This is a genomic window from Flavobacterium sp. RSSB_23, assembly GCF_051547145.1.
In the GTDB taxonomy this organism is placed as follows: domain Bacteria; phylum Bacteroidota; class Bacteroidia; order Flavobacteriales; family Flavobacteriaceae; genus Flavobacterium.
Window position 1 is genome coordinate 39843 of the sequence record NZ_JBPTTO010000003.1, and the last position, 21319, is coordinate 61161.

The 21319-nt window shown below is 35.5% G+C and carries 21 protein-coding genes and 1 tRNA gene; 12 read left to right on the forward strand and 10 right to left on the reverse strand.

Annotated features, from left to right (window positions below; genetic code table 11):
- Nucleotides 1-17: 17 nt before the first annotated feature.
- On the reverse strand, nucleotides 18-1301 hold the full coding sequence (gene fahA / locus ACSVH9_RS06900; RefSeq protein ID WP_438063073.1) for a fumarylacetoacetase: 1284 nt from the start codon (nucleotides 1299-1301) through the stop codon (nucleotides 18-20).
- 107 nt (nucleotides 1302-1408) lie between these two features.
- On the opposite strand from fahA, the gene glyA reads away from it, so the two are divergent.
- The 6 genes from glyA (at nucleotide 1409) to ACSVH9_RS06930 (ending at nucleotide 7105) form a co-directional block, all read left to right on the forward strand.
- Nucleotides 1409-2683 carry a serine hydroxymethyltransferase gene (glyA, locus tag ACSVH9_RS06905; protein ID WP_159684938.1) on the forward strand — a complete coding sequence of 425 codons (1275 nt, stop codon included), beginning with the start codon at nucleotides 1409-1411 and terminating at the stop codon, nucleotides 2681-2683.
- Nucleotides 2684-2828: 145 nt separating this feature from the next.
- Entirely contained in the window at nucleotides 2829-3422 is a 594-nt protein-coding gene (locus ACSVH9_RS06910) for a tRNA-(ms[2]io[6]A)-hydroxylase (RefSeq protein WP_438063074.1), read from the forward strand.
- A gap of 51 nt (nucleotides 3423-3473) precedes the next feature.
- Nucleotides 3474-3971, forward strand: coding sequence for an N-acetyltransferase family protein (locus ACSVH9_RS06915; RefSeq protein WP_438063075.1), 498 nt, complete (start codon nucleotides 3474-3476; stop codon nucleotides 3969-3971).
- A gap of 101 nt (nucleotides 3972-4072) precedes the next feature.
- Nucleotides 4073-5167, forward strand: a complete 1095-nt coding sequence (locus ACSVH9_RS06920; protein ID WP_438063076.1) for an efflux RND transporter periplasmic adaptor subunit — start codon at nucleotides 4073-4075, stop codon at nucleotides 5165-5167.
- A complete protein-coding gene (locus ACSVH9_RS06925) occupies nucleotides 5167-6423 on the forward strand; it encodes an ABC transporter permease (protein WP_438063077.1) in 1257 nt (418 codons plus the stop codon). Before ACSVH9_RS06920 ends, ACSVH9_RS06925 begins: the two co-directional genes overlap by 1 nt.
- A 1-nt stretch (nucleotide 6424) precedes the next feature.
- Nucleotides 6425-7105: an ABC transporter ATP-binding protein gene (locus tag ACSVH9_RS06930; protein WP_438063078.1), complete on the forward strand. Its 681-nt coding sequence runs from the start codon at nucleotides 6425-6427 to the stop codon at nucleotides 7103-7105.
- Here the strand turns inward: ACSVH9_RS06930 and ACSVH9_RS06935 are convergent.
- Both ACSVH9_RS06935 and ACSVH9_RS06940 read right to left on the reverse strand, forming a co-directional pair.
- Complete coding sequence (locus tag ACSVH9_RS06935) at nucleotides 7102-7671, reverse strand: pentapeptide repeat-containing protein (RefSeq protein ID WP_438063079.1); 570 nt, start codon at nucleotides 7669-7671, stop codon at nucleotides 7102-7104. The genes ACSVH9_RS06930 and ACSVH9_RS06935 overlap by 4 nt on opposite strands.
- Nucleotides 7672-7733: 62 nt before the next feature.
- Nucleotides 7734-7807, reverse strand: a tRNA-Arg gene (locus ACSVH9_RS06940).
- Nucleotides 7808-7920: 113 nt separating this feature from the next.
- Here ACSVH9_RS06940 and ACSVH9_RS06945 point away from each other — a divergent pair.
- Complete coding sequence (locus tag ACSVH9_RS06945) at nucleotides 7921-8433, forward strand: adenine phosphoribosyltransferase (protein WP_438063080.1); 513 nt, start codon at nucleotides 7921-7923, stop codon at nucleotides 8431-8433.
- A gap of 13 nt (nucleotides 8434-8446) precedes the next feature.
- Here ACSVH9_RS06945 and ACSVH9_RS06950 read toward each other — a convergent pair whose 3' ends face one another.
- From ACSVH9_RS06950 to ACSVH9_RS06965, 4 genes are all read right to left on the reverse strand, one after another.
- Nucleotides 8447-8590 (reverse strand): SsrA-binding protein, encoded by a 144-nt coding sequence (locus tag ACSVH9_RS06950; protein WP_159685009.1) that lies wholly within the window; start codon nucleotides 8588-8590, stop codon nucleotides 8447-8449.
- A 61-nt stretch (nucleotides 8591-8651) separates the two neighbouring features.
- Nucleotides 8652-10481, reverse strand: coding sequence for a M56 family metallopeptidase (locus ACSVH9_RS06955; protein WP_438063081.1), 1830 nt, complete (start codon nucleotides 10479-10481; stop codon nucleotides 8652-8654).
- 5 nt (nucleotides 10482-10486) lie between these two features.
- Nucleotides 10487-10843 (reverse strand): BlaI/MecI/CopY family transcriptional regulator, encoded by a 357-nt coding sequence (locus tag ACSVH9_RS06960; protein WP_024982158.1) that lies wholly within the window; start codon nucleotides 10841-10843, stop codon nucleotides 10487-10489.
- Between the two features lie 134 nt (nucleotides 10844-10977).
- The gene (locus ACSVH9_RS06965; protein WP_438063082.1) at nucleotides 10978-12195 is read right to left on the reverse strand and encodes an MFS transporter; all 1218 of its coding nucleotides are present in this window, start codon (nucleotides 12193-12195) and stop codon (nucleotides 10978-10980) included.
- Nucleotides 12196-12288: 93 nt separating this feature from the next.
- Here ACSVH9_RS06965 and ACSVH9_RS06970 point away from each other — a divergent pair, with 93 nt between their 5' ends.
- The 5 genes from ACSVH9_RS06970 to ACSVH9_RS06990 all read left to right on the forward strand — a co-directional run bounded on the left by ACSVH9_RS06970 (nucleotide 12289) and on the right by ACSVH9_RS06990 (nucleotide 16242).
- Nucleotides 12289-12891, forward strand: a complete 603-nt coding sequence (locus ACSVH9_RS06970) for a DUF1684 domain-containing protein (RefSeq protein ID WP_438063083.1) — start codon at nucleotides 12289-12291, stop codon at nucleotides 12889-12891.
- Nucleotides 12892-13548: a TatD family hydrolase gene (locus tag ACSVH9_RS06975; protein ID WP_438063084.1), complete on the forward strand. Its 657-nt coding sequence runs from the start codon at nucleotides 12892-12894 to the stop codon at nucleotides 13546-13548.
- A gap of 316 nt (nucleotides 13549-13864) precedes the next feature.
- On the forward strand, nucleotides 13865-14578 hold the full coding sequence (locus ACSVH9_RS06980; RefSeq protein ID WP_159685021.1) for a tRNA threonylcarbamoyladenosine dehydratase: 714 nt from the start codon (nucleotides 13865-13867) through the stop codon (nucleotides 14576-14578).
- Between the two features lie 90 nt (nucleotides 14579-14668).
- The gene (locus tag ACSVH9_RS06985) at nucleotides 14669-15334 is read left to right on the forward strand and encodes an HAD family hydrolase (protein ID WP_438063085.1); all 666 of its coding nucleotides are present in this window, start codon (nucleotides 14669-14671) and stop codon (nucleotides 15332-15334) included.
- Between the two features lie 62 nt (nucleotides 15335-15396).
- Nucleotides 15397-16242: a DUF2911 domain-containing protein gene (locus ACSVH9_RS06990; RefSeq protein WP_438063086.1), complete on the forward strand. Its 846-nt coding sequence runs from the start codon at nucleotides 15397-15399 to the stop codon at nucleotides 16240-16242.
- 77 nt (nucleotides 16243-16319) lie between these two features.
- Here the strand turns inward: ACSVH9_RS06990 and ACSVH9_RS06995 are convergent, their stop codons facing one another.
- The 3 genes from ACSVH9_RS06995 to ACSVH9_RS07005 all read right to left on the reverse strand — a co-directional run bounded on the left by ACSVH9_RS06995 (nucleotide 16320) and on the right by ACSVH9_RS07005 (nucleotide 21156).
- Nucleotides 16320-16721: a putative quinol monooxygenase gene (locus ACSVH9_RS06995; RefSeq protein WP_438063087.1), complete on the reverse strand. Its 402-nt coding sequence runs from the start codon at nucleotides 16719-16721 to the stop codon at nucleotides 16320-16322.
- 55 nt (nucleotides 16722-16776) lie between these two features.
- Nucleotides 16777-18504, reverse strand: coding sequence for a sodium:solute symporter (locus ACSVH9_RS07000; RefSeq protein ID WP_438063088.1), 1728 nt, complete (start codon nucleotides 18502-18504; stop codon nucleotides 16777-16779).
- A 120-nt stretch (nucleotides 18505-18624) separates the two neighbouring features.
- Nucleotides 18625-21156: a PIG-L family deacetylase gene (locus tag ACSVH9_RS07005; RefSeq protein ID WP_438063089.1), complete on the reverse strand. Its 2532-nt coding sequence runs from the start codon at nucleotides 21154-21156 to the stop codon at nucleotides 18625-18627.
- Nucleotides 21157-21319: the final 163 nt, after the last annotated feature.

The following is a 21319-nucleotide window of genomic DNA, read 5'->3' on the forward strand; positions in this document are numbered from 1 at the left end:
TAGGGTTTTATTTTTTTCTATTGTCTTACAAATGGTGGTAATAATTGACTTGTAACTTCTCCGAAACCAATTCGAACCTCATTGTTTTTACTGTAGCCTTTAATGGTAACAGTATCATAGTCATTAATGAATTTTCTCTCACTTCCATCATTCATTTGAATAGGATTTTTTCCTCCCCAAGTCAATTCAAGCATCGACCCAAAACTATCTGGAGTTGGTCCAGAGATAGTTCCTGACCCCATCATATCACCTGAATTGATTCGGCAACCGTTTGAAGTATGATGTGCTAATTGTTGGCTCATCGTCCAATACATATATTTGAAATTGGTATGAGAAACTACGTTTTCAACACCATTTTTAGGTGTAATTGCTACTTCAAGATTGATATCGAAAGCGTGTTTGCCTTTTAATTGTAGGTAGGGTAATGGTGCAGGATTTTGTTTTGGTCCTTTGGTTCTAAAAGGTTCTAAAGCATCAAGCGTTACAATCCAAGGTGAAATAGAGGATGCAAAATTCTTAGCCAAGAAAGGTCCAAGAGGAACATATTCCCATTTTTGAATATCTCTAGCGCTCCAATCGTTTAATAAAACCATACCAAAAATATAGTCCTCAGCTTCATAAACAGGAATATTTTCTCCCATAATGTTTACGTCAGTTGTAATGAATGCTGTTTCTAGTTCAAAATCAACTAGTCGAGAAGGACCAAAAACTGGAGTTGTTTCTCCATTAGGTAAGGTTTGCCCCATCGGACGGTGAACGGGTATTCCAGAAGGAATTATGGTAGAACTTCTTCCGTGATAACCTACAGGAATATGAAGCCAGTTAGGCAATAGTGCATTTTCTGGGTCGCGGAACATTTTCCCAACATTAGTTGCGTGTTCTTTGCTAGAATAGAAATCTGTATAATCGCCGATTAGCACAGGGAGTTGCATTTCTACTTCTGAAATTTTGAAAACAACAACTTCTTTATGTTTGTCATTGTCACGCAATTTTGGATTGGTTTCGTCAAAAATATCAGCAATTCTGTTTCTTACTAACCTCCATGTTTTTTTTCCGTCAGATATGAAATCATTAAGTGTATCTTGCATGAACATATCGTCAGTTAATTCGATACCTTCAAAATAATTGAGTTGTTGTAATGCTCCAAGGTCAATCGCGTAATCACCAATTCGCGTTCCTACCGTTACTATATTCTCTTTGGTAAGAAAAACACCAAAAGGGATGTTTTGAATGGGAAAATCACTGTCAACAGGAACGTCTAACCATGACTTTCTATTTGGATTATTTGCTGTTATTGGCATAATGTGTTAATTATATTGTTGAAAATTCCACATCAAATATATTATAATCTAAGTACTAACCAAACGTTTTTTTGTATTTTTGCACCATATTAACGAAAAACAAAGAAATGCAACGCGACGAACAAATTTTTGACCTTATTCTTGAAGAACAAGAGAGACAGATACACGGATTAGAGCTAATCGCTTCAGAAAACTTCGTAAGTGATGAAGTATTAGAAGCAGCGGGTTCTGTTTTAACTAATAAATATGCTGAAGGCTATCCTGGTAAAAGATACTACGGAGGTTGTGAAGTAGTAGATGTAGTTGAGCAAATTGCTATTGATAGAGCAAAAGCTTTATTTGGTGCTGAGTATGCTAACGTTCAGCCTCACTCAGGTTCTCAAGCAAATACAGCTGTTTATCATGCATGTTTAAAACCAGGCGATACGATTCTAGGTTTTGATTTGTCTCATGGTGGGCATTTAACGCATGGTTCTCCAGTTAATTTTTCAGGACGTTTGTACAATCCTGTTTTTTATGGTGTAGATAAGGAAACTGGTCGTTTGAATTACGATAAAATTCAAGAAATCGCTACTAAAGAGCAGCCTAAATTAATCATCGCTGGAGCATCTGCTTATTCTCGTGATATGGATTTTGCTCGTTTCAGACAAATTGCGGATAGTGTTGGTGCAATTTTGATGGCTGATATTTCTCATCCTGCAGGACTTATTGCAAAAGGATTATTGAGCGACCCAATTCCACATTGTCATATTGTAACAACTACTACTCATAAAACACTTCGTGGACCACGTGGTGGTTTGATTATGATGGGTAAAGATTTTGAAAACCCTTGGGGACACAAAACTCCAAAAGGTGAAATTCGTATGATGTCATCTTTATTGGATTTAGCTGTTTTTCCTGGTAATCAAGGTGGACCATTAATGCATATTATTGCTGCTAAAGCAGTTGCATTTGGCGAAGCTTTACAAGATGAATTCTTTACTTATGCTATGCAATTACAAAAAAATGCTAAAGCTATGGCTGAGGCATTTGTAGCTAGAGGATACGAAATCATTTCTGGAGGAACAGACAATCACATGATGTTGATTGACTTAAGAAATAAAAATATTTCTGGTAAAGATGCAGAAAATGCTTTAGTGAAAGCTGAAATTACAGTAAATAAAAACATGGTTCCATTTGATGATAAATCTCCTTTTGTAACTTCAGGTATCCGTGTAGGTACTGCAGCTATTACAACTCGTGGTTTAGTTGAAGAGGATATGGAAACTATTGTTGCTATGATTGATAAAGTATTAATGAATCATACAAATGAGGATGTTATTGAAGAAGTAGCAGCCGAAGTAAATGAAATGATGAGCGAAAGAGCAATTTTCGTTTTCTAAATAGGTTTAAAAGTATAAATTGTTAAAGGTTTAAAGTTTGAAGGTTTGTGCTAACATTGCGTTGTCACAAAGAATTTGAACTTTAAACTTTTTTCATTTTTAAGACAACTTTAAACATTTTTTTAAATTTTTAAATAATGAAATAATGGGAGTACTGCGTTTACAATTGCCAACAGACCCGAGATGGGTAAATATTGTTGAGAAAAATATTGAAGAAATCTTAACTGACCACGCTTGGTGTGAACAAAAAGCGGCTACAAATGCTATTACGATTATAACGAATAACTCTGAACATCAAGATTTAGTGCAAGATTTATTGGCATTAGCCAAAGAGGAAATCGACCACTTTGAGCAAGTCCATAACATTATCATTAAAAGAGGATTAAAACTTGGGAGAGAACGCAAAGATGATTATGTTAATGAATTGTATGCTTATATGAAAAAAAGCATAGATGGTAGTCGCGTTTCTGGTTTAGTGGAGCGATTATTGTTTTCTGCCATGATTGAAGCAAGAAGCTGTGAACGATTTAAAGTGCTTTCAGAAAATATTAAAGACGAAGAATTAGCTTCTTTTTATAGAGATTTAATGGAAAGTGAGGCAGGACATTATACTACTTTTATAACCTATGCTCGTAAATACGGAGTAGGTATTGATGTTGAGAAACGTTGGAGAGAATGGTTGGCTTTTGAAGAATCTGTCATCTCAAATTATGGAAAGAATGAAACCATTCATGGTTGATTTTTAAATAATAGCAGCCATTTTTAAGTCTAATTCCAATTTACTCCTTTTATGATTACAGTTCTCCCAGCATCCGAAACGGATTTTGCTACGATTCGTTCTATTGCCTACGAAACATGGCCAATAGCTTATGGTGAAATTTTGTCAAAATCTCAGTTAGATTATATGTTGGGTGCCTTTTATAATGATACAGCATTAAAGGAAAGTGTGTCACAAAGAGGACATCATTTTGTTTTGGCAAATGAAGGAAATCAAACCTTAGGTTTTGCTTCTTTTGAATGGAATTACGACCATCAAAAACAAACCAAGATTCATAAAATTTATATACTTCCTTCCGCCCAAGGTAAAGGAGTAGGTAAAGTACTTATAGATTATATCGCCACTGAAGCGAGAAAGCAAGGTTCTCTTACCTTGTGTTTGAATGTCAATCGCTTTAATAAAGCGATTGCTTTTTATGAAAGAATGGGTTTTTCTATCATTAGTGAGGTAAACATCGAGTTAGAACATGGCTACTTGATGGAAGATTATGTGATGGAACGACCAATATAGAAGGAATCTTGTCGCTGATTTGTTTTTTGTTTTATATCAAAATGCTAAGTTGAAAAAGCGTATATTTATGAGGTAACTTTCTTCATAATAAATAAAATGCCATGCGTTCACAAGTAGTTGTAGTAGTATCTTTTTTTTCGATATTTCTAATAAATTGTTCCAAAAAAGAATCTCAAGAAATTCAACCTACCATAAGCGATATTACTGAAAGCGTTTATGCATCTGGCGTAATAAAAGCCAAGGACCAATACATTGTTTATCCTACTGTAAGTGGGATTTTGAAAAAAACAAAAGTGGTAGTTGGTCAAAAAATCAGCAAAGGTCAATTATTGTTTGAGTTAGATAGCGACAAAGCCGATTTGAATACTCAAAACGCTTTATTGGCGTATGAATTGAGCAAAAAAGATAGTCGTTACATTCAAGATAAAATTGCCGAATTAGAGTTGAAAGTTTTGGCAGCGAAAGACAAACTACTTTTGGATGAATCTATTTATCACAGGAATCAAAAAGCATTACAGTATGAAGGAATTTCCCAAGTTGATTTTGATAGAGTAGCGCAAACCTACAAAAGCTCGAAAAGTAATTTTGAAATGGCTCAGAAACAATTGGCTCAATTCAAAAGCCAACTACAAAATGACCAAAGTAAGAATGCAATCAATTTAAAAATTAGCCAAAAAAGTCAAAGTGATTTTGCTGTAAAAAGTGAATTTGACGGTCAATTGTTCGACTTGCCTGTTAAAGAAGGAACCTTGGTGACACCCCAAACACCGATTGCTACGATTGGGAAAAGTAATACTTTTATTCTTGAATTGGATGTCGATGAAAACGATATGGTTCGAGTGGTGTTGGGACAAAATATCGTTGTTACTATGGATAGCTATAAAGGAACTGTTTTTGATGCAGTAGTTTCAAAAATTTATCCCATAATGGATGAGCGTTCGAGAACTTTCAAGATAGAAGCTCAGTTTGCAAAAGCTCCTCCCAAGTTGTATCCTAATTTAACAGCAGAAGCAAATATCGTTATTCAAACCAAAAAAAACGCACTCACTATTCCGAAAGAGTATTTAATAGAAGGTACTTATGTTTTGGTAAATAAAGATGAAAAACGAAAAGTAAAAGTCGGTTTAAGTGATTACAAAAAAGTTGAGATTTTAGAAGGATTGCAAGCCAATGAAACGCTTTATAAACCGAACTAATGAACTACAAGCTTATCTTAAACATCGCTTTGCATTTGTTGCGTGCCCGCTTAAAACAAACCATTGTGGCAGCAATTGGGGTTACCTTTAGTATCGCTATGTTTATTTCATTGGTTAGTTTTATGAACGGACTCAATGATTTATTAGATGGATTGATGCTAAATAGAACACCTCATGTTCGCTTGTATAACGAAATAAAACCTACGGCTAATCAACCCATTGATTTATCAAATCGCTATAAAAATACTACCAATTTTATCCGTTCGGTCAAGCCTAAAGATAGAGGGAAATCAATATATAACGGAATTCCAATTATCAAAGCTCTTAAAGAAGACAAACGAATCATTGATGTGGCTCCAAAGGTAGTGGCTCCTGTTTTTTTTAATTCGGGAACTATTGAGATTTCTGGAGTGGTGAATGGAATAGATGTTTTAGCAGAAGAAAAATTGTTTCAAACCAGCGATTATATCATCGAAGGAAAGATAACCGATTTGGTGCAAAACAATAGCATTATCATTGGTAAAGGATTGGCGGATAAAATGCTATTGATTGTTGGAGACCGAATCAAAGTCACCACATCCAAAGGGAATTTGGCAACCTTAAAAGTAGTCGGGATTTCTCAAATTGGTATTGCAGAAATAGACGATACAATGTCTTATACTTCTTTAGATACGGCTCAAAAAATGTTGGGGGAAGCCACAAATTACATTACGGATATTCAGATTAAATTGTTTGACATGACTTCGGCACCTCTTGTAGCCAAAGAATTGCAAGCAACGTATCAATTGGATACTATCGATTATCAAACGGCCAATTCACAATTTGAGACCGGAAGTTCTGTGCGAACAATAATTTCCTATGCGGTTGGAATTGTATTGTTGATAGTGGCAGGTTTTGGAATTTACAATATTCTAAACATGATGATTTACGAGAAAATGGACAGTATTGCTATTTTGAAAGCGACTGGCTTTTCAGGAAATGACGTCAAGTGGATTTTTGTTTCGTTATCAATAATTATTGGTTTGGCTGGAGGTATTTTTGGTCTCATTTTTAGCTTTATTTTTACTTCAATTATTGATGTGATTCCTTTTGAAACTGCGGCTTTACCAACGGTCAAAACGTATCCAATTAATTTCAATATTTTGTATTATATCATCGGAATTGTATTTGCGTTGTTCACCACGACTATTGCAGGTTTGTTTCCTGCTTTAAAAGCCAGCAAAGTAGATCCAGTAGAAATTATTAGAGGAAAATAAAATGGAAAATAAAGTACTGCAAACTATCGGATTGAGTAAATATTTTTATGATCCTGTAAAATTTCAAGTATTGAAGGAAATCGATATGAGTATCAATCATGGCGAGTTTGTTTCGATTGTAGGTAAATCAGGCTGTGGAAAATCAACGTTGTTGTATTTGCTCTCGACTATGGATACAGATTATGATGGTCAATTGTTTGTGAATAATGAATTGATTACGGGAAAATCAGATAAAGAATTGGCTTTGATTCGCAATGAAAAAATCGGCTTTGTTTTTCAATTTCATTATTTGCTCAATGAATATAATGTGCTGAAGAACGTAATGCTTCCGGGTTTGAAATTGGCTAAGTTTTCTGAAAAGGAAATTGAGCATCGTGCAATGGAGCATCTGAAAACATTAGACATGCACGAACACGCTTTGAAGTTGCCGAATCAATTGAGCGGTGGACAAAAACAAAGGGTAGCTATAGCGAGAGCGTTAATCAATGATCCTTTAATCATTATGGGAGATGAACCTACAGGAAATTTAGATAAAAAAAACAGCGACTTAGTGTTTGATATTTTTAAGCAATTGACCCATGAGCAGAAACAGACGCTATTAATTGTAACGCATGATAATGATTTTGCAGAGCGTTCAGATAGAACAATAACCATGCAAGACGGTCGAATCATAAAAAGTTAATCTACTAGAATTTCGTGTTTAAAAAGTAAGCCTTTTACTTCGTTGAGACTGAAAGTTGCCTTTTTGAGTTTGGTCTTGGAAGGGTCTATAGTATAATTATAGCTTGTTTTGAAATTCGCTTTGTTGGCAATAGCTTTGTCAAATTCGGCGCGGTACAAGTCGCAATTATCAAAAATACTTTCGGTTAAGTCAGTTGCCATAAAATCTACCGCAATTAAACTACAATTCATAAAAGTGGTTCCTTTTAGTTTTAAAGTATAAAACTTTGAAAAGTCTAATACACAATTTTGAAAATGTACTTCAAAAATTAATTTATTGCACATTGCAAAATTAACCTCTCTGATTTGACAATGATCAAAAGTAACGGTTCGTAACGCCACGTGATTGATGTGTGCTCCATTAAAATTACACTTTGTAAAAACACAATCAATAAAGGTAACATCCATAAAATTACAAGCCGTAAAATCACAATTTTCAAAAGTACAACACTCGAATTCATTATGGTTCAATTCGTCTCTGCTGTAGATGATTTTTTGGTAATGTTGGTCTAGATTGTAGTTTGGCATGCACAAAGGAAGTGTTTTAAAGCAAAAAACGCAATTATCAAGTGATAATTGCGTTTTTTTAGTGACCTCGACTGGATTCAAACCAGTAACCTTCTGAGCCGTAATCAGATGCGCTATTCAGTTGCGCCACGAGGCCTTTTTTACTTTTTAAGACGACTTTTTAAAAAAGTACTAGTGCCTTATTGCGGGTGCAAATATAGGAATAAATGTGTAACTTGCAAGAGTAAAATTGTATAAAAATAAAAAAAAATGACAGTTGATAAGTACATTCGTGATATTCAGGACTTTCCTAAGGAGGGAATTTTATTTAAAGATATTACTCCGTTATTAATTGATACCTCTGCAAGAAAAGAATGTTTGGATATCTTGGTTTCGACCTTGAGAGATAAAGGCATCAACAAAGTAATTGGAGTAGAAAGTAGAGGGTTCTTTTTTGGAACGCTACTTGCGCAAGAGTTAAATGCAGGTTTTGTTCCTGTTCGTAAACCCAATAAATTGCCTTATGATACAATTGCGGCTTCTTATGCCTTGGAATATGGAACAGACACTTTAGAAATCCATACAGATGCAATTCAAAAAGGAGACCGTGTGCTTATTCACGACGACGTATTAGCTACAGGTGGAACTGCGAAGGCTGTTTGTGAACTAGTAGAACAATTAGGAGGTATAATTGTTCAGTGTAACTTCATTATGGAGCTCACTTTCTTAAACGGAAGAGAAAAATTAGGAAGTAACGAAATTTTTGCTGCGATTACTTATTAATTCATTACTGCTATTAGCAATCTAATGCTCTGGTTGTAACGTAATATCTGTAGCCTATTATAGCCATTTGCCATTTTTTAGCTTTGCTGATGTCTAAACGTTGTTTGGTAAAACTTGGTAATAGTATTTTGTTGATTTGAGCTAAAATTTTGTACATAAAAATATTTTTTTCAAAGATATAAAAAAAGACGGTCTTGAAATGAGACCGTCTTTTGTGATTATTTTTTCTGATTTTTCTGAGTATCAGCTTTCGCCTTTTCTATTTCTTTTTTGGCTTTTAGAATTTCTTGTTTCGCTTTTTCTATTTCGGCTTTTGCTTTTTGCATTTCAATTTTTGATAGCTCTATTTCCTTTCTAGCACGTTCCATATCGGCTTGCATATTTTCTCTGTCGTTGAGAGAGCGTTCTACATCAGCTTGAGCTCTTTTGATTATTTTGTTCACATTTACCTCAGTTCTTCCATCTTTAGTTGTAATTGCGATTACGCCGTTTTTGCCATCGTCTCCGTATTTTTCAATAGAGATGTCTCCTTTATAAACATCCATTCTTTCGATTGAATTAGGATCTAATTTGGAATCTAAGTCATCCATACTTACATCCACTTTTTTACCATTGATGTACACTATTGGTTTTTCACCATTTTTACTTCTGGTTACAATTACCTTTTTTTGGATTTGAACTTTTGGTGCGTTTGGAGCATCTGGAGTATCTGGAGCGTCCTGTGCGTCTGCTGCATCAGGAATACTTGGAGCATCAGGTGGAGTTAAATCCTCTTCGTCATCACTAAAAGAAAAAGCAAAGTTAGATTCTTCATCATCAGAAGAATTTAGTACTATTCTTTTATTGATTTTTCCTTTCGGATTGGCTTTTCCAGTATAAAATCCGATACTTGATTTTCCTTTGCTATCGGTACTTTTTATGAAAGTGATAGGTGAAATAGGACGGTCGCTATCAACCTGATTGGTTCCTTTGTTGCCGTTTTTGTCATCAAATTGGACTTTGATTCCTGTAATTTCTTGATTCGCATTACGCTTAACTTTCGAAATTTTTAGGTTAATACCGTGTTGGTCTTTTAGTAATTGTGCTTCTTGTTTTAACTTGGTATCAGAAGTATTTTTGTCTATGACTAAAATGATGTCCTCTGTTGTTGTTTTGGATGATGTAGTGTGTGTTACTGTTTTTTCCTGAGCTAAAACCTTAATTTGGAAGATAAATACAAAGGCGATTAATGCTGGAAGTATCAGCGCGTACTTCCACGAATTCCATTTTTTTGATTGATTTTTGTTTAACATAACGATTCGTTTTTTGATTAATGATTGATAAAAATGATTGGTAAGGGCAACACAATTTTCGTGTGTTGTTATTTTTAAAAGTGCCATTTGATAGGCCTTTTTGTTGTCTAGTCGTTTGGTAGCTTCGTTATCTGCAATGAATTCTAGGTTTTGAAGTATGGCTCTTTGGTACAACCAAATAAAAGGATTGAACCAAAATACGATAGTAAAAAAGCGAATAATCAAAACATCTATGGTATGGTGTTGCTCGCTGTGTACTTTTTCGTGTTCTAAAATGCTTTGTAATTCTGATGGCGAATACAAAGAAGAATTGAAAACAATCGTGTTGAAATACGAAAATGGCGCTATTTTTTCTGGAACATCAATCAATTTGAAGTCGGCTTGTTGTTGTGCTTTGGTTTTATACAATACTCGATTCAAACTCCAATAATCCATTCCGAATTTGATGAAGAACAAAGCAGAGCCTACTATATAAATGGCAATGGCAGTCAAATACCAATTTATTTCAAAGGTTTCCTCAGGCGCAATTTCCTGCATTGGCAGTTCAGAAATAGGAAAAGTGAGTGGAGTAGGGTTTACCCAAACGATTTTGGTTATGTAGAATAACGGAAGCACCACAGCTGTTCCTAATCCAGCGATTAAGAAAAAGCGATTGGCTGTAAAGAAAGTTTCTTTTCTTAACAAGAAATAGTAAGCCAAATAAAATAAGGCAATCAAACCGCTTGCTTTTAGTAAGTAGATATAGATGGTTTCCATAACGCTTATTTTTGTTCAATCATCGCTAATATTTCTCGTAACTCTTCAGCAGATATTTTCTCTTCTTTCGCAAATTGCGATACCATATTCTTGTAGGAACTGCCAAAAAAAGTTTCTATGGCATTCGACATAAATTTCTTGCGATAGTCTTCAATTTTAACGACAGGGAAATATTGATGGGTGTTACCAAAAGCGTTGTGCGAAACATATCCTTTCTCTTCTAGATTTCTGACAATAGTAGAAAGGGTGTTGTAGTGGGGTTGTTCTTCTGTGATTTCTGCTTGAATTTCTTTTACAAAAGCTTTTTTTAGCTTCCATAAAATATGCATAATTTCTTCTTCCTTGTTGGTTAATTTTTGCATCTTGATTAAGTTTGATTTAATGACAAAACAAACCTACAACTATTTTTGTAGTTGACAAACTAAAAATATAGTTATTTAACTAAATTTTAAGTTAGTTCAAATTTTACTATCGCAAAATGCAGTAAAATAAGGAGTTATTGGTTTTCTTTGCGAACCAATCGCATTACCCAAATACAACCCAAAATGGATACTACGCCCAAGAAAGCCATAAAAAGCCAATTGTTTTGGTAGCCAAATCGACTGATAATATCCATTCCTGTTTTGGAACTAACGATATGAGCCAAACTAAAACTCATCGTAAAAAGGGCCATATAACGCCCTTCGTGTCCCTTGGGAGCTCGACTCAAAGCAAAAGAATTCGAAAAAGGAAAAATGAACATTTCTCCAAAAGTGATAAACAATAAGCTAATTACTAAAAAGCCCACCCAAAAATTGAACAACAACGCTAGGAAACTAAATGACATACAAACGCAGCCCCAAAGAATGATTTTGAGTTTGTTCACGTTTTTGCGTTGGGAAGCGCTTACGATAGGCATTTCGAGAAAAAAGATAATCAATCCATTCAACGACAATAGCAATCCGCTTTGAAATTCAGTCAAGCCAAATTGTTCTTTATGGTACAAAGGCAAAGTTGTAAATAGTTGAAAAAATAACACTGCTGTAATGAAACACACAAACAAGAAAATCCAAAAAACCGTGTCTTTAAACACCGAGATTCTTGTAGCATTGATTTCTTTCAGTTTTTCTTTGTCGATAGTGCTTTTCTTTTCTTTTACCAAAAGGGCAAAAATTAAAATAGAAAAAATACACGAAGCACCATCTACCCAAAACAATCCTTGATACCCCATTCCCATAATGATTAAACCGCCCAGCGCTGGTCCAGCTGCAAAACCTAGATTTACGGCCAATCGCACTAATGTCAAGGCTCTAGTTCTGTTCTCTGGTTTGGCATAAGTTCCTAACGAAACAAACATTGCGGGTCGAAACATATCGGCTATCGACATAATAAAAAACATACTGAAGCACAATCCCCAGAAGGAAGTCACATATTGCACAAAAAAGAACAACACTCCAGTAGTGAATAAACTGAAAATCATTATTTTGTAAAACCCTATCTTGTCAGATAGTTTACCACCTAGCCAAGAACCGAGCATAGAGCCTAAACCAAAACATACCATAATCCATCCGACTTGGCCAAACGAAAAACCAAGGTCTTCTTTCAAGTATTTGGACAAAAAAGGCAACACCATCGTTCCAGCTCGATTGATGAAAGTCATTAAAGTAAGTATCCAAATTTCTCTCGAAAAGCCTCGGTAATTGTCAAAATAGCGTTGAATGGCAGTGGTCAGCATCTTTTTTTTCGTTTTGCCAAAGGTAGTAACTTTGTTTGGAAGCACTTTGCTGACTGCTAACTTTAAGTTATTTTTGCCAAAAATGACTCAAAGATGAAAAAAGCACTGCTTGTATTGATGATTATTTGCTCAAATTGGACTTTCGGACAAGCTCAAAAAGGTAGCGAAGCCGTAGAAAAATTCCAAAAAGAACTCAATGAAGAATATGCTTCCGCTGAAAAAAGTCCTTTGCTCAAAGAGGATTTAGCCGTTTTCAAAAGCTTGGATTTTTTTCCTTTCAATCCCAACTTGCAAATTGAAGCCCGTTTTGTTCGTACGCCGAATGAGAAGGTGTTCGAAATGAAAACCTCTACGACAAGAAAACCCTTGTACATTAAATTCGGAGAAGCACATTTCAAAATCGATGGGAAAGATTTAGTGCTCAATATTTATCAAAACATCGAACTTTCCAAAAAGAAAGAATACATAGACTATTTGTTTTTGCCTTTTTCTGACCTGACTTGTGGCAAAGAAAGTTACATCGGCGGACGCTACATCGATTTGAAAATCCCAACAAGCGATACCATTTTTATCGATTTCAATACGGCTTACAACCCTTATTGCGCTTACAATCACAAATATTCTTGCCCTATAGTGCCGCTTGAAAATGATTTGCCAGTAGCCATAAATGCGGGAGTAAAAAAGTTTCACGACTAAATGAAATATTTCAATTTACATACGCACAAAGCCACCCAAAATCCCAACCGAATCGAGTTGGTCAATCAGTATCCAAACGAGTTCGAGAACTCTTTTCCCTATTATTCCATTGGCATTCATCCTTGGTATATTGTGGAGGAGCGGATAGTAAGCGATTTGGAAATCATCGAGCAACAACTCCAAGCCCCCAATTGTTTGGCCTTGGGCGAGTGCGGTTTAGATAAGCGAATTGCCATTCCCTTGGAGGTGCAACAATCCGTTTTTGAACAACAGTTGCATTTGGCGCAAAAGTACAACAAACCTGTAGTGATTCATTGTGTGGCGGCGTATCAGGAGGTAATTGCTAGTAGCAAAAAGTTAAAAATCACTGTTCCGTTACTCATTCACGGATTCTCTAAGAACGAAATCGTGGCACAATCGTTACTCAACAACGGATTTTATCTGTCCTTCGGGAAGTATTTGGTTCAAAATCCAGCCTTGGCAAGCGTTTTTCAAAAAGTGCCAGACCATCAGTTCTTTCTAGAAACCGATACCATCGAAAACGGAATCGAAGAAGTCTACGCTTTGGCCGCCCAATACAAAAACACAACCGTTGAAGCCATACAGCAACAAATCAACGCAAACATAAAACGAGTCTTTGGACTAACTCTCGATTGATTTTAGAATAAAATGAGTTTTTAGGAGCAGAAAAAATAGGCATTTTAGCCAGCAAAGTCCCGTTATCCGCTATATCTTTGCTTTTTTAAAGAAAAAAAGCAAAGGATGCCGCTCCTACCGGGGCTAGAAGGCAAGATTGGATTTTCAAATAAAGAAAAATGATAGGCAATTAGATAGTTAAATTTCAAATATTTTTATTTCCTGCAAGGTTTTCAAAACCTTGTAGGTATGTTTCATAAATTTAAATAAATACTAAGTCAGAAAAAGACTTTGTAGGAAAACGATTAATAACAAAGAATAACTTTAAACAAAGAATATGGCAGAGTGGACCGAAAGAGCCGAGCTTTTATTTAAAGCCGAAGGATTACAAAAATTACAAAACGCCAATGTATTAGTCGTAGGACTAGGAGGAGTAGGCTCATTTGCTGCCGAGTTTTTGGCAAGAGCAGGCGTAGGAAACATGACCATTGTAGATGGAGACGTGGTAGATATTACTAATATCAATCGTCAATTACCAGCTTTACATTCCACTGTAGGGCAACCCAAAGTAACCGTCGTTGGCGACCGATTAATGGATATCAATCCCGCGCTTAACCTTACTCGAGTACAAGAGTTTTTATCTCCAGAACGCGCTTTAGAAATTGTTTCAACCGATTATGATTATGTTTTGGATTGTATCGATAGCGTAACGCCAAAATTGAATTTGATTTTGTCAGCCAAAAGAAACAGAGTCAAAATCATCAGTAGTATGGGAGCAGGAGGTAAAATGTTGGCTTCAAAAGTAAAAGTCACAGACATTTCCAAAACAATGAATTGTTACTTCTCCAAAACCATAAGACGTCGCTTAAAAGAATTAAAAATCAACAAACTGAAAGTAGTTTTTTCTTCAGAAATTCAAGACCCAAATAGCTTAAGAATGACAGATGGTTCTAATTTCAAGAAATCTTTTTACGGAACTAACAGTTATATGCCAGGTCTTTTTGGTTTGCATGCCGCAGAGACTGTAATTCGTCATTTACTGAAGAATTAGTCCTTAGTACCTAGTGATTAGTAATTAGTTCAATACAAATAAAGCGACTCAGAAACTTAGTTTCTTAGCTATTTAGCAACTTAAAAAAATATGATACAAACTGTAATTTTTGATATGGATGGGGTAATTGTAGATACAGAACCTGTTCATCGTTATGCCTATTACCAATTATTCGAAGAATTAAATATTACTGTTCCCGAGGAAATGTATACTTCTTTTACTGGTTTTTCAACTCGAAATACTTTTCAAATTTTGAAAACTAATTTTGATTTATCACTAGACGTGGAGGACCTGATTCAGGAAAAACGCAACCGTTTTAATGATGCTTTTGATACCAAAGAAGATTTAACTTTATTGGATGGCGTAGAAAATTTAATTAAAGATTTGCATCAAAACGGAATGCAGTTAATTGTAGCTTCATCAGCTTCAAAAGTTACGATTGATAGGGTGTTTACTCGTTTCAATTTGCATCAATATTTCTCTCATATTGTTAGTGGTGAAGATTTTCCACAGTCCAAACCGCATCCAGCCATTTTTGAGCACGCGGCGAGCCTCTCAATTGCTCCCAAAGAAAACTGTATCGTCATTGAAGACAGTACGAATGGTGTAAAAGCAGCCAATGCCGCAGGAATTTTTTGTGTTGGATATAAAAGTTTTCATTCCAAAGACCAGAATTTAGAAACAGCAGATATTGTGATAAACGATTTTAATGCAATAAATGCAAAAATGGTATCCAATTACGGGTTCAAATTATAATAAAATTAACAAATCAAAAGCTTCTTATTTGTAAATTTGAGCCACTAACTTAATTAAGACATATGAAAAAAATTATTATTGCTTTAGCGATTTTTATTGCGAATTTCACTATCGAAGCACAAGTAAAAACGCCAGCTCCAAGTCCAAAAGCGACTATTATGCAAACAGTAGGTTTGACAGATGTAGAGGTGGTGTATTCAAGACCTGCTGCCAAAGGAAGACCAGTTTTTGGAAACTTAGTTCCTTTTGGGAAATTATGGAGAACAGGGGCAAACGCCAATACTACAATTTCATTTTCAGATGACGTAGTGATTGATGGTAAAACCTTGAAAAAAGGAAAATATGCTTTGTACACTATTCCAAAAATCGAAAGTTGGGAAATTATTTTCTACACGACTACAGACAACTGGGGATTGCCAGAAGAATTCAAAGAAGCTAATGTGGCTTTGAGAACTACTGTAAAAGAAGAAGCTTTACCAAAAGCAGTAGAATCATTCACTATCGGAATCAATAATCTAGATTTGAATTCTGGACATTTGGATTTAGCTTGGGAAAATTCTTCAGTATCAATGAAATTTGAAGTACCAACTCAAAAAATAGCTACAGCAAGCATCGAAAAAGTATTAGCTGGTCCAACGGCGAATGATTATTTTTCGGCTTCTCAATATTTATTCCAAGCTAATGGAGATATTGCAAAATCAAGAACGTATGTTGACAAAGCTTTAGAATTAAGCACTGAAAAACCATTTTGGTTCTTGCGTTTGAAATCATTGATTCAAGCAAAACAAGGTGATAAAGCTGGTGCTATCGAAACTGCGAAACAATCTCTTGCAGCAGCTGAAGCTGCTAAAAACCAAGATTACGTAAAAATGAACAAAGACAGTATTGCAGAGTGGAGTAAAAAATAAGCTGCAATTGTTATCTTATAAAAATCCCGTTCTTATCATAAGAACGGGATTTTTTTTGCTTTAAGGGTTATAAAAACTCATTTTTTATCTTTTACTGCTGCTGCAATAAGGTCAACATCTACGAGTTCTAACGATTGTACCATATCTTTTACAGTAGTTTTATATTTTTTAAAGTGAACTGTTTCAATGTGAGATTTATAAGCAATTGTATCAGCATAGATTTCTAAGATGGTAATGTTAGTTGGTACATTCTTATCCGAAACTGCATAGTAAGTTAGTACACCTGGTTCTAGCTGAATGGCTGCATTCATTTGCTCTTTTAAAGCTTTGTTATAGGCATCAAGATGTGTTGGATGCACTTTTATTTTTGCAATCCGAACCATTTGTTTTTTTTCTTGAGCTATTGTATTTTCAGCAACGAATAAAAACAATACCATTAAACTTATTAGCAATAGCTTTCTTTTTTTGGTAGCTTTCATCTGCATAGAATTTATTTTATAAAAGTATTGCTTTCAATGATTTTTTATCATTTAGCTATTCACCCTCAACGGCTATTTCCTTTTTTGGCACTACCATTTGAATCAAAACAGACAAAATAATTGTTAATAAGGCACCAATAAAATTCAACCACAAGTAGCCTAATTTTTCTTCACCACTCGGATAGATGAAAATCGCAAAATAGTAGATGATAAAAATGGTAATTTGACTGATTACTGCGCTATAAAATACGGCTTGTGATTGTACTTTTTTGATATAAAAACCAACTAAGAATATCCCTAATACAGTACCGTAAAAAATAGAACCAATGATATTAACCAACTGTATTAAGTTCTCGAATAATGTTCCAATACAAGCAAAAAGAATAGCGATTACTCCCCACATCAAAGTGAAAAACTTCGTAGCATTCAAATAATGTGTCTCTGATTTTTCGGTTTTGAGATTGCGTTTGTAAATATCAATTGCTGTTGTTGAAGCCAAAGCACTCAATCCAGAAGCCGTAGAGGACATAGCCGCTGAAAGAATAACCGCCAACAACAAACCGATTAAACCTTTAGGTAGATAGTTGAGTACAAAATGAAAAAACACATAATCTTTATCATTCGTTTCGCTATCGGGGTCGGCTTTGGTGATAATGTCTTTGGCGCGGTCGCGTAAATCTTTTTCTTTATTCGATAAAGCTACCAATTCCTTGCGCAAAGTAGGGTTGTCATAATCCTGATTCAATTGGTCGATGTACAAAAGATTAATAACTTTCTTGTCTTCAGAAAGCGCATTAAGTTTGTTTTCTAAGGCTTGATATTCCTTTTTGTATTTAGAATTTTCAATCACCGTTTTGTTATTCGGATTGAAGTTAAGCGGTACTGGATTGAATTGAAAAAAAACAAAAACCATAACACCAGTCAATAAGATAAAGAATTGCATAGGAACTTTGAGTAGCCCATTCATAATCAATCCCATTTGACTTTCTCGAACCGATTTTCCAGATAAATACCGTCCTACTTGTGATTGGTCGGTTCCAAAATACGCCAATGCTAGGAAAAAACCTCCCGTTATTCCACTCCAAAACGTATACTTTTGCTCTGGGTCAAAAGAGAAATCTACAATGTTCATTTTATCATTGGCTCCTGCGATGTGCAAGGCACTAGAAAAAGTCATATCGTTGGGTAAGTAGTGTAAGATTAAGAAAAAAGTGATGAACATTCCAGACATTATTACAAACATCTGTTGTTTTTGCGTCACGTTTACAGCCTTGGTACCTCCAGAAAAAGTATAAATAATCACTGAAATACCAATAAAAATATTCATATAGGTCAAGTTCCAACCCAATATAGCCGATAAAATAATCGCGGGTGCGTAGATGGTCAAGCCAGTGCCTAATCCGCGTTGGACCAAGAACAAAACCGCTGCTAAGGAACGAGTTTTTAAATCAAACCTTTTTTCTAAATATTCGTAGGCTGTATAGACTTTGTATTTGTGATAAATAGGAATGAAGGTAGCACATATTAATACCATTGCAATGGGTAATCCAAAATAGAACTGTACGAAACCCATACCATCGTGATACGCTTGCCCGGGAGTGGATAAAAATGTGATAGCACTGGCTTGAGTTGCCATCACAGAAAGACCAACAACGTGCCAAGGCGTTTCGTTATTACCCAAAATGAAATCTTCAACGTTTTTACTTCCTTTGGTTTTCCAAACGCCATAAATGACAATGAATAAAAGGGTGGTCAATAAAATAATCCAATCAAATAATTGCATAAGCTAGGCGTATAATTTCATAATGAGACAAAAAATCAATATGTAGACGATATTGGCCACCAATACATAGGTGTAGTCCTTTTTCCAAATTTTTTCTTTCTTGGGTTCCATAGCGGGTCTTTAGTTGTTAATTTTTGGAGCAGGCATTTTGGTCTCTGATTTTACAGAAATGGTATTGGCCATCAATTTAAAAGCACCAAGAACACCTTCTGGTAGTTCTCTAAAAAAGCTTAATCCAGTGTAAATATAATTGCCTTTTCCGTAAGGTGCTACTAACAAAGCTCCGTTTTTTGGAGTTTCGCCTTTGTCATTAGAAGACAAGATAGGAGTGAAGGCAGCATCAAAAGTATTTGGATAATACAATCCTTGTTCTTGTTTCCACCCTTTGAAATCATTGGCCGTAATCTTATTTGGGTAATTCAAAATAGGATGATTAGGAGCCAAGAAACGAACTTCGGCATCTTCTTCCGTTACTCGGTCACGAGAAACTTTTAGCGGATAAGGAGCAAGGTTAGGTGTTACTAAATCATCGGTAGTGTTATACTGAACAATCATTGTTTTGCCTTCTTTGACAAATTCAAATAAAAGCGCTTGTTTGTTAGCCAAAGCCTGAACGGTATTGTAGGCTCGAACTCCAGTCATCACCACATCAAACGTAGCCAAACGCTCGGGGGTAATCTCTTCGGGTTTCAAAATAGTGACTTGATAGCCCATTTGCTCTAAACTTGCAGGAACTTCATCACCCGCACCCATAATGTAGGCGATTTTTTCATTATTGGTTTTCAAATCTACGCGCAAGAACTTGGCCTCGGCATTTTTAAGAATTTGTTGCTTGGTAATATGATTAAAATCGATATTGATTTGGCTTTTGTTCAATTGTTTGTCACCAATAACCACGATGCTTTTGGCTACAATCTCTTGATTGTTTTTAGGTGGAGTTACTGTAAAATAAACGGTTTTTTCGCTTCCTTTTTTATCCAAACTCACTTCGATAAAAGCGGGATTTATTTTCCAATCTTTTCCTAAATCCAACTGAACGATTCCTTTTATTGCATCTTTACCAGCTTTGACTTTCACGCCAACGGTTTTGCTTTTTTCATTGGTAAACAACAAAACTTTTTCTGTAAACGTTGATGTGGCTTCAGGAACTATATCCAAGAAATTGTACATTTCGCCTTTTACATCGTCATTGTATTTGTAAACTACTGTTCGTTCAAAGGGAATTTCAACACCTTCAATGCTTACAGTAAACACAACTTTCGCATCTCTTTCTTTTTCGGGTAATCCAATTTCAGTAGGATTACTTACAGTGTACATTCCCACGGTAGCTTCTTCAGCCAACCAATACGGTTGTGTGTAGGCTATAGTTTCAGGCAGTTGCAAATCAAGGGCAAAGTTGAGCAATTTGTTGGGTTGTAAAACTGCATTCTGAACCGTTGTGTTTTGGTTAGGCAAGGTGGTCACACTTTTTAACACCATCGGAATTGTAGAGCGATTGATGGCTTCTATCTTTAATTTCAGACTACTTCCAGGCGTCGTTTCTTGCGTTGGAGCAACAGCTTCTAGGTATAAACCAGCGCAGGCTGCAATTATTTTTTTGGTTTCGGCTGCTTTTTGTTTTGACCAATGATTTTCGTCTAATTGCAACATCATTTGGTAGGCTTTGACTAGTTTTGGAATGCTAGCTGCAGGATTGTTATGATTGAATTCTTTGCTAATCAAATTTAGGAGTTCACCAATGGCTTTTCCGCCTTTAACACGATTCCAGCTCGTATCAATTCCGTCAAAAAGAGAACCGTTTGTAGGGACTCTTTCGCCATTTAAAAATTCTAAATATTCTGTTTCTTCACCGCGAGTTCCTGTGCTTCCAAATCCTTGTGATTGATGGGAACTTCTGCTTAAAGCAGCAATTTCTTGATTGGATTTTCCAATGTTTGGGTAATAAACCCCAGTTTGCATTGCAATTAGGTTGGTTTTGTCCGCGGCATTAAATTTTTCTTGTGAGCCATAAAACCACCAAGAGGTATTGAAAAACTGGCGTTTGGCTTGCCAAGGTTGAACGTATTTAAGCTGCTCAGGATATACAGAAGGATTGTTGGTTAAATTAAAACTTTCCACACTCAACATTGCAGAAGCGGTGTGATGGCCGTGAGTGGTTCCTGGTGAACGATGGTCAAAACGGTTGATGATTACATCGGGTTGGAATTTACGAATCGCCCAAACTACATCGGCAAGGACTTTTTCTTTGTCCCAAATGGCTAAAGTTTCAGTTGGATTTTTGGAGAAACCAAAATCATTGGCTCTAGAAAAAAGTTGTTCTCCGCCATCAATTTTTCGTGCTTCTATAAGTTCTTGAGTACGAATTACTCCAAGCAGTTCGCGCAATTGTGCTCCAATTAGATTTTGTCCTCCATCGCCTCGAGTTAGCGACAAATAGGCTGTTCGGGCTTTGGTTTCATTGGCTAAATACGAAATCAATCGGGTATTTTCGTCATCTGGATGTGCTGCGACATAGAGTACGGAACCCAGAAAATTGAGTTTTTGAATTTGATTGTAAATTTCAACCGAGTTGGGTTTTGTAGGTTTTTGAGCAAAAGCTAGGGTAGTGGATAGTAATAAAAGGAATGCCGTTTTAACTATAGACTGCTGCATAGAATTTTTTTGTTATTGATACGAATCAAAAATAGTAATTAAGAGTTGGTAATTTTTGTTAATTTTTGTTAATGCTGATTATTTATGAATTTATAGGTCGCATTGCTGTTTTTATTTATAATATTACTAATTTAGGGTTACTTCTTATTTGTGCTTTATTTGT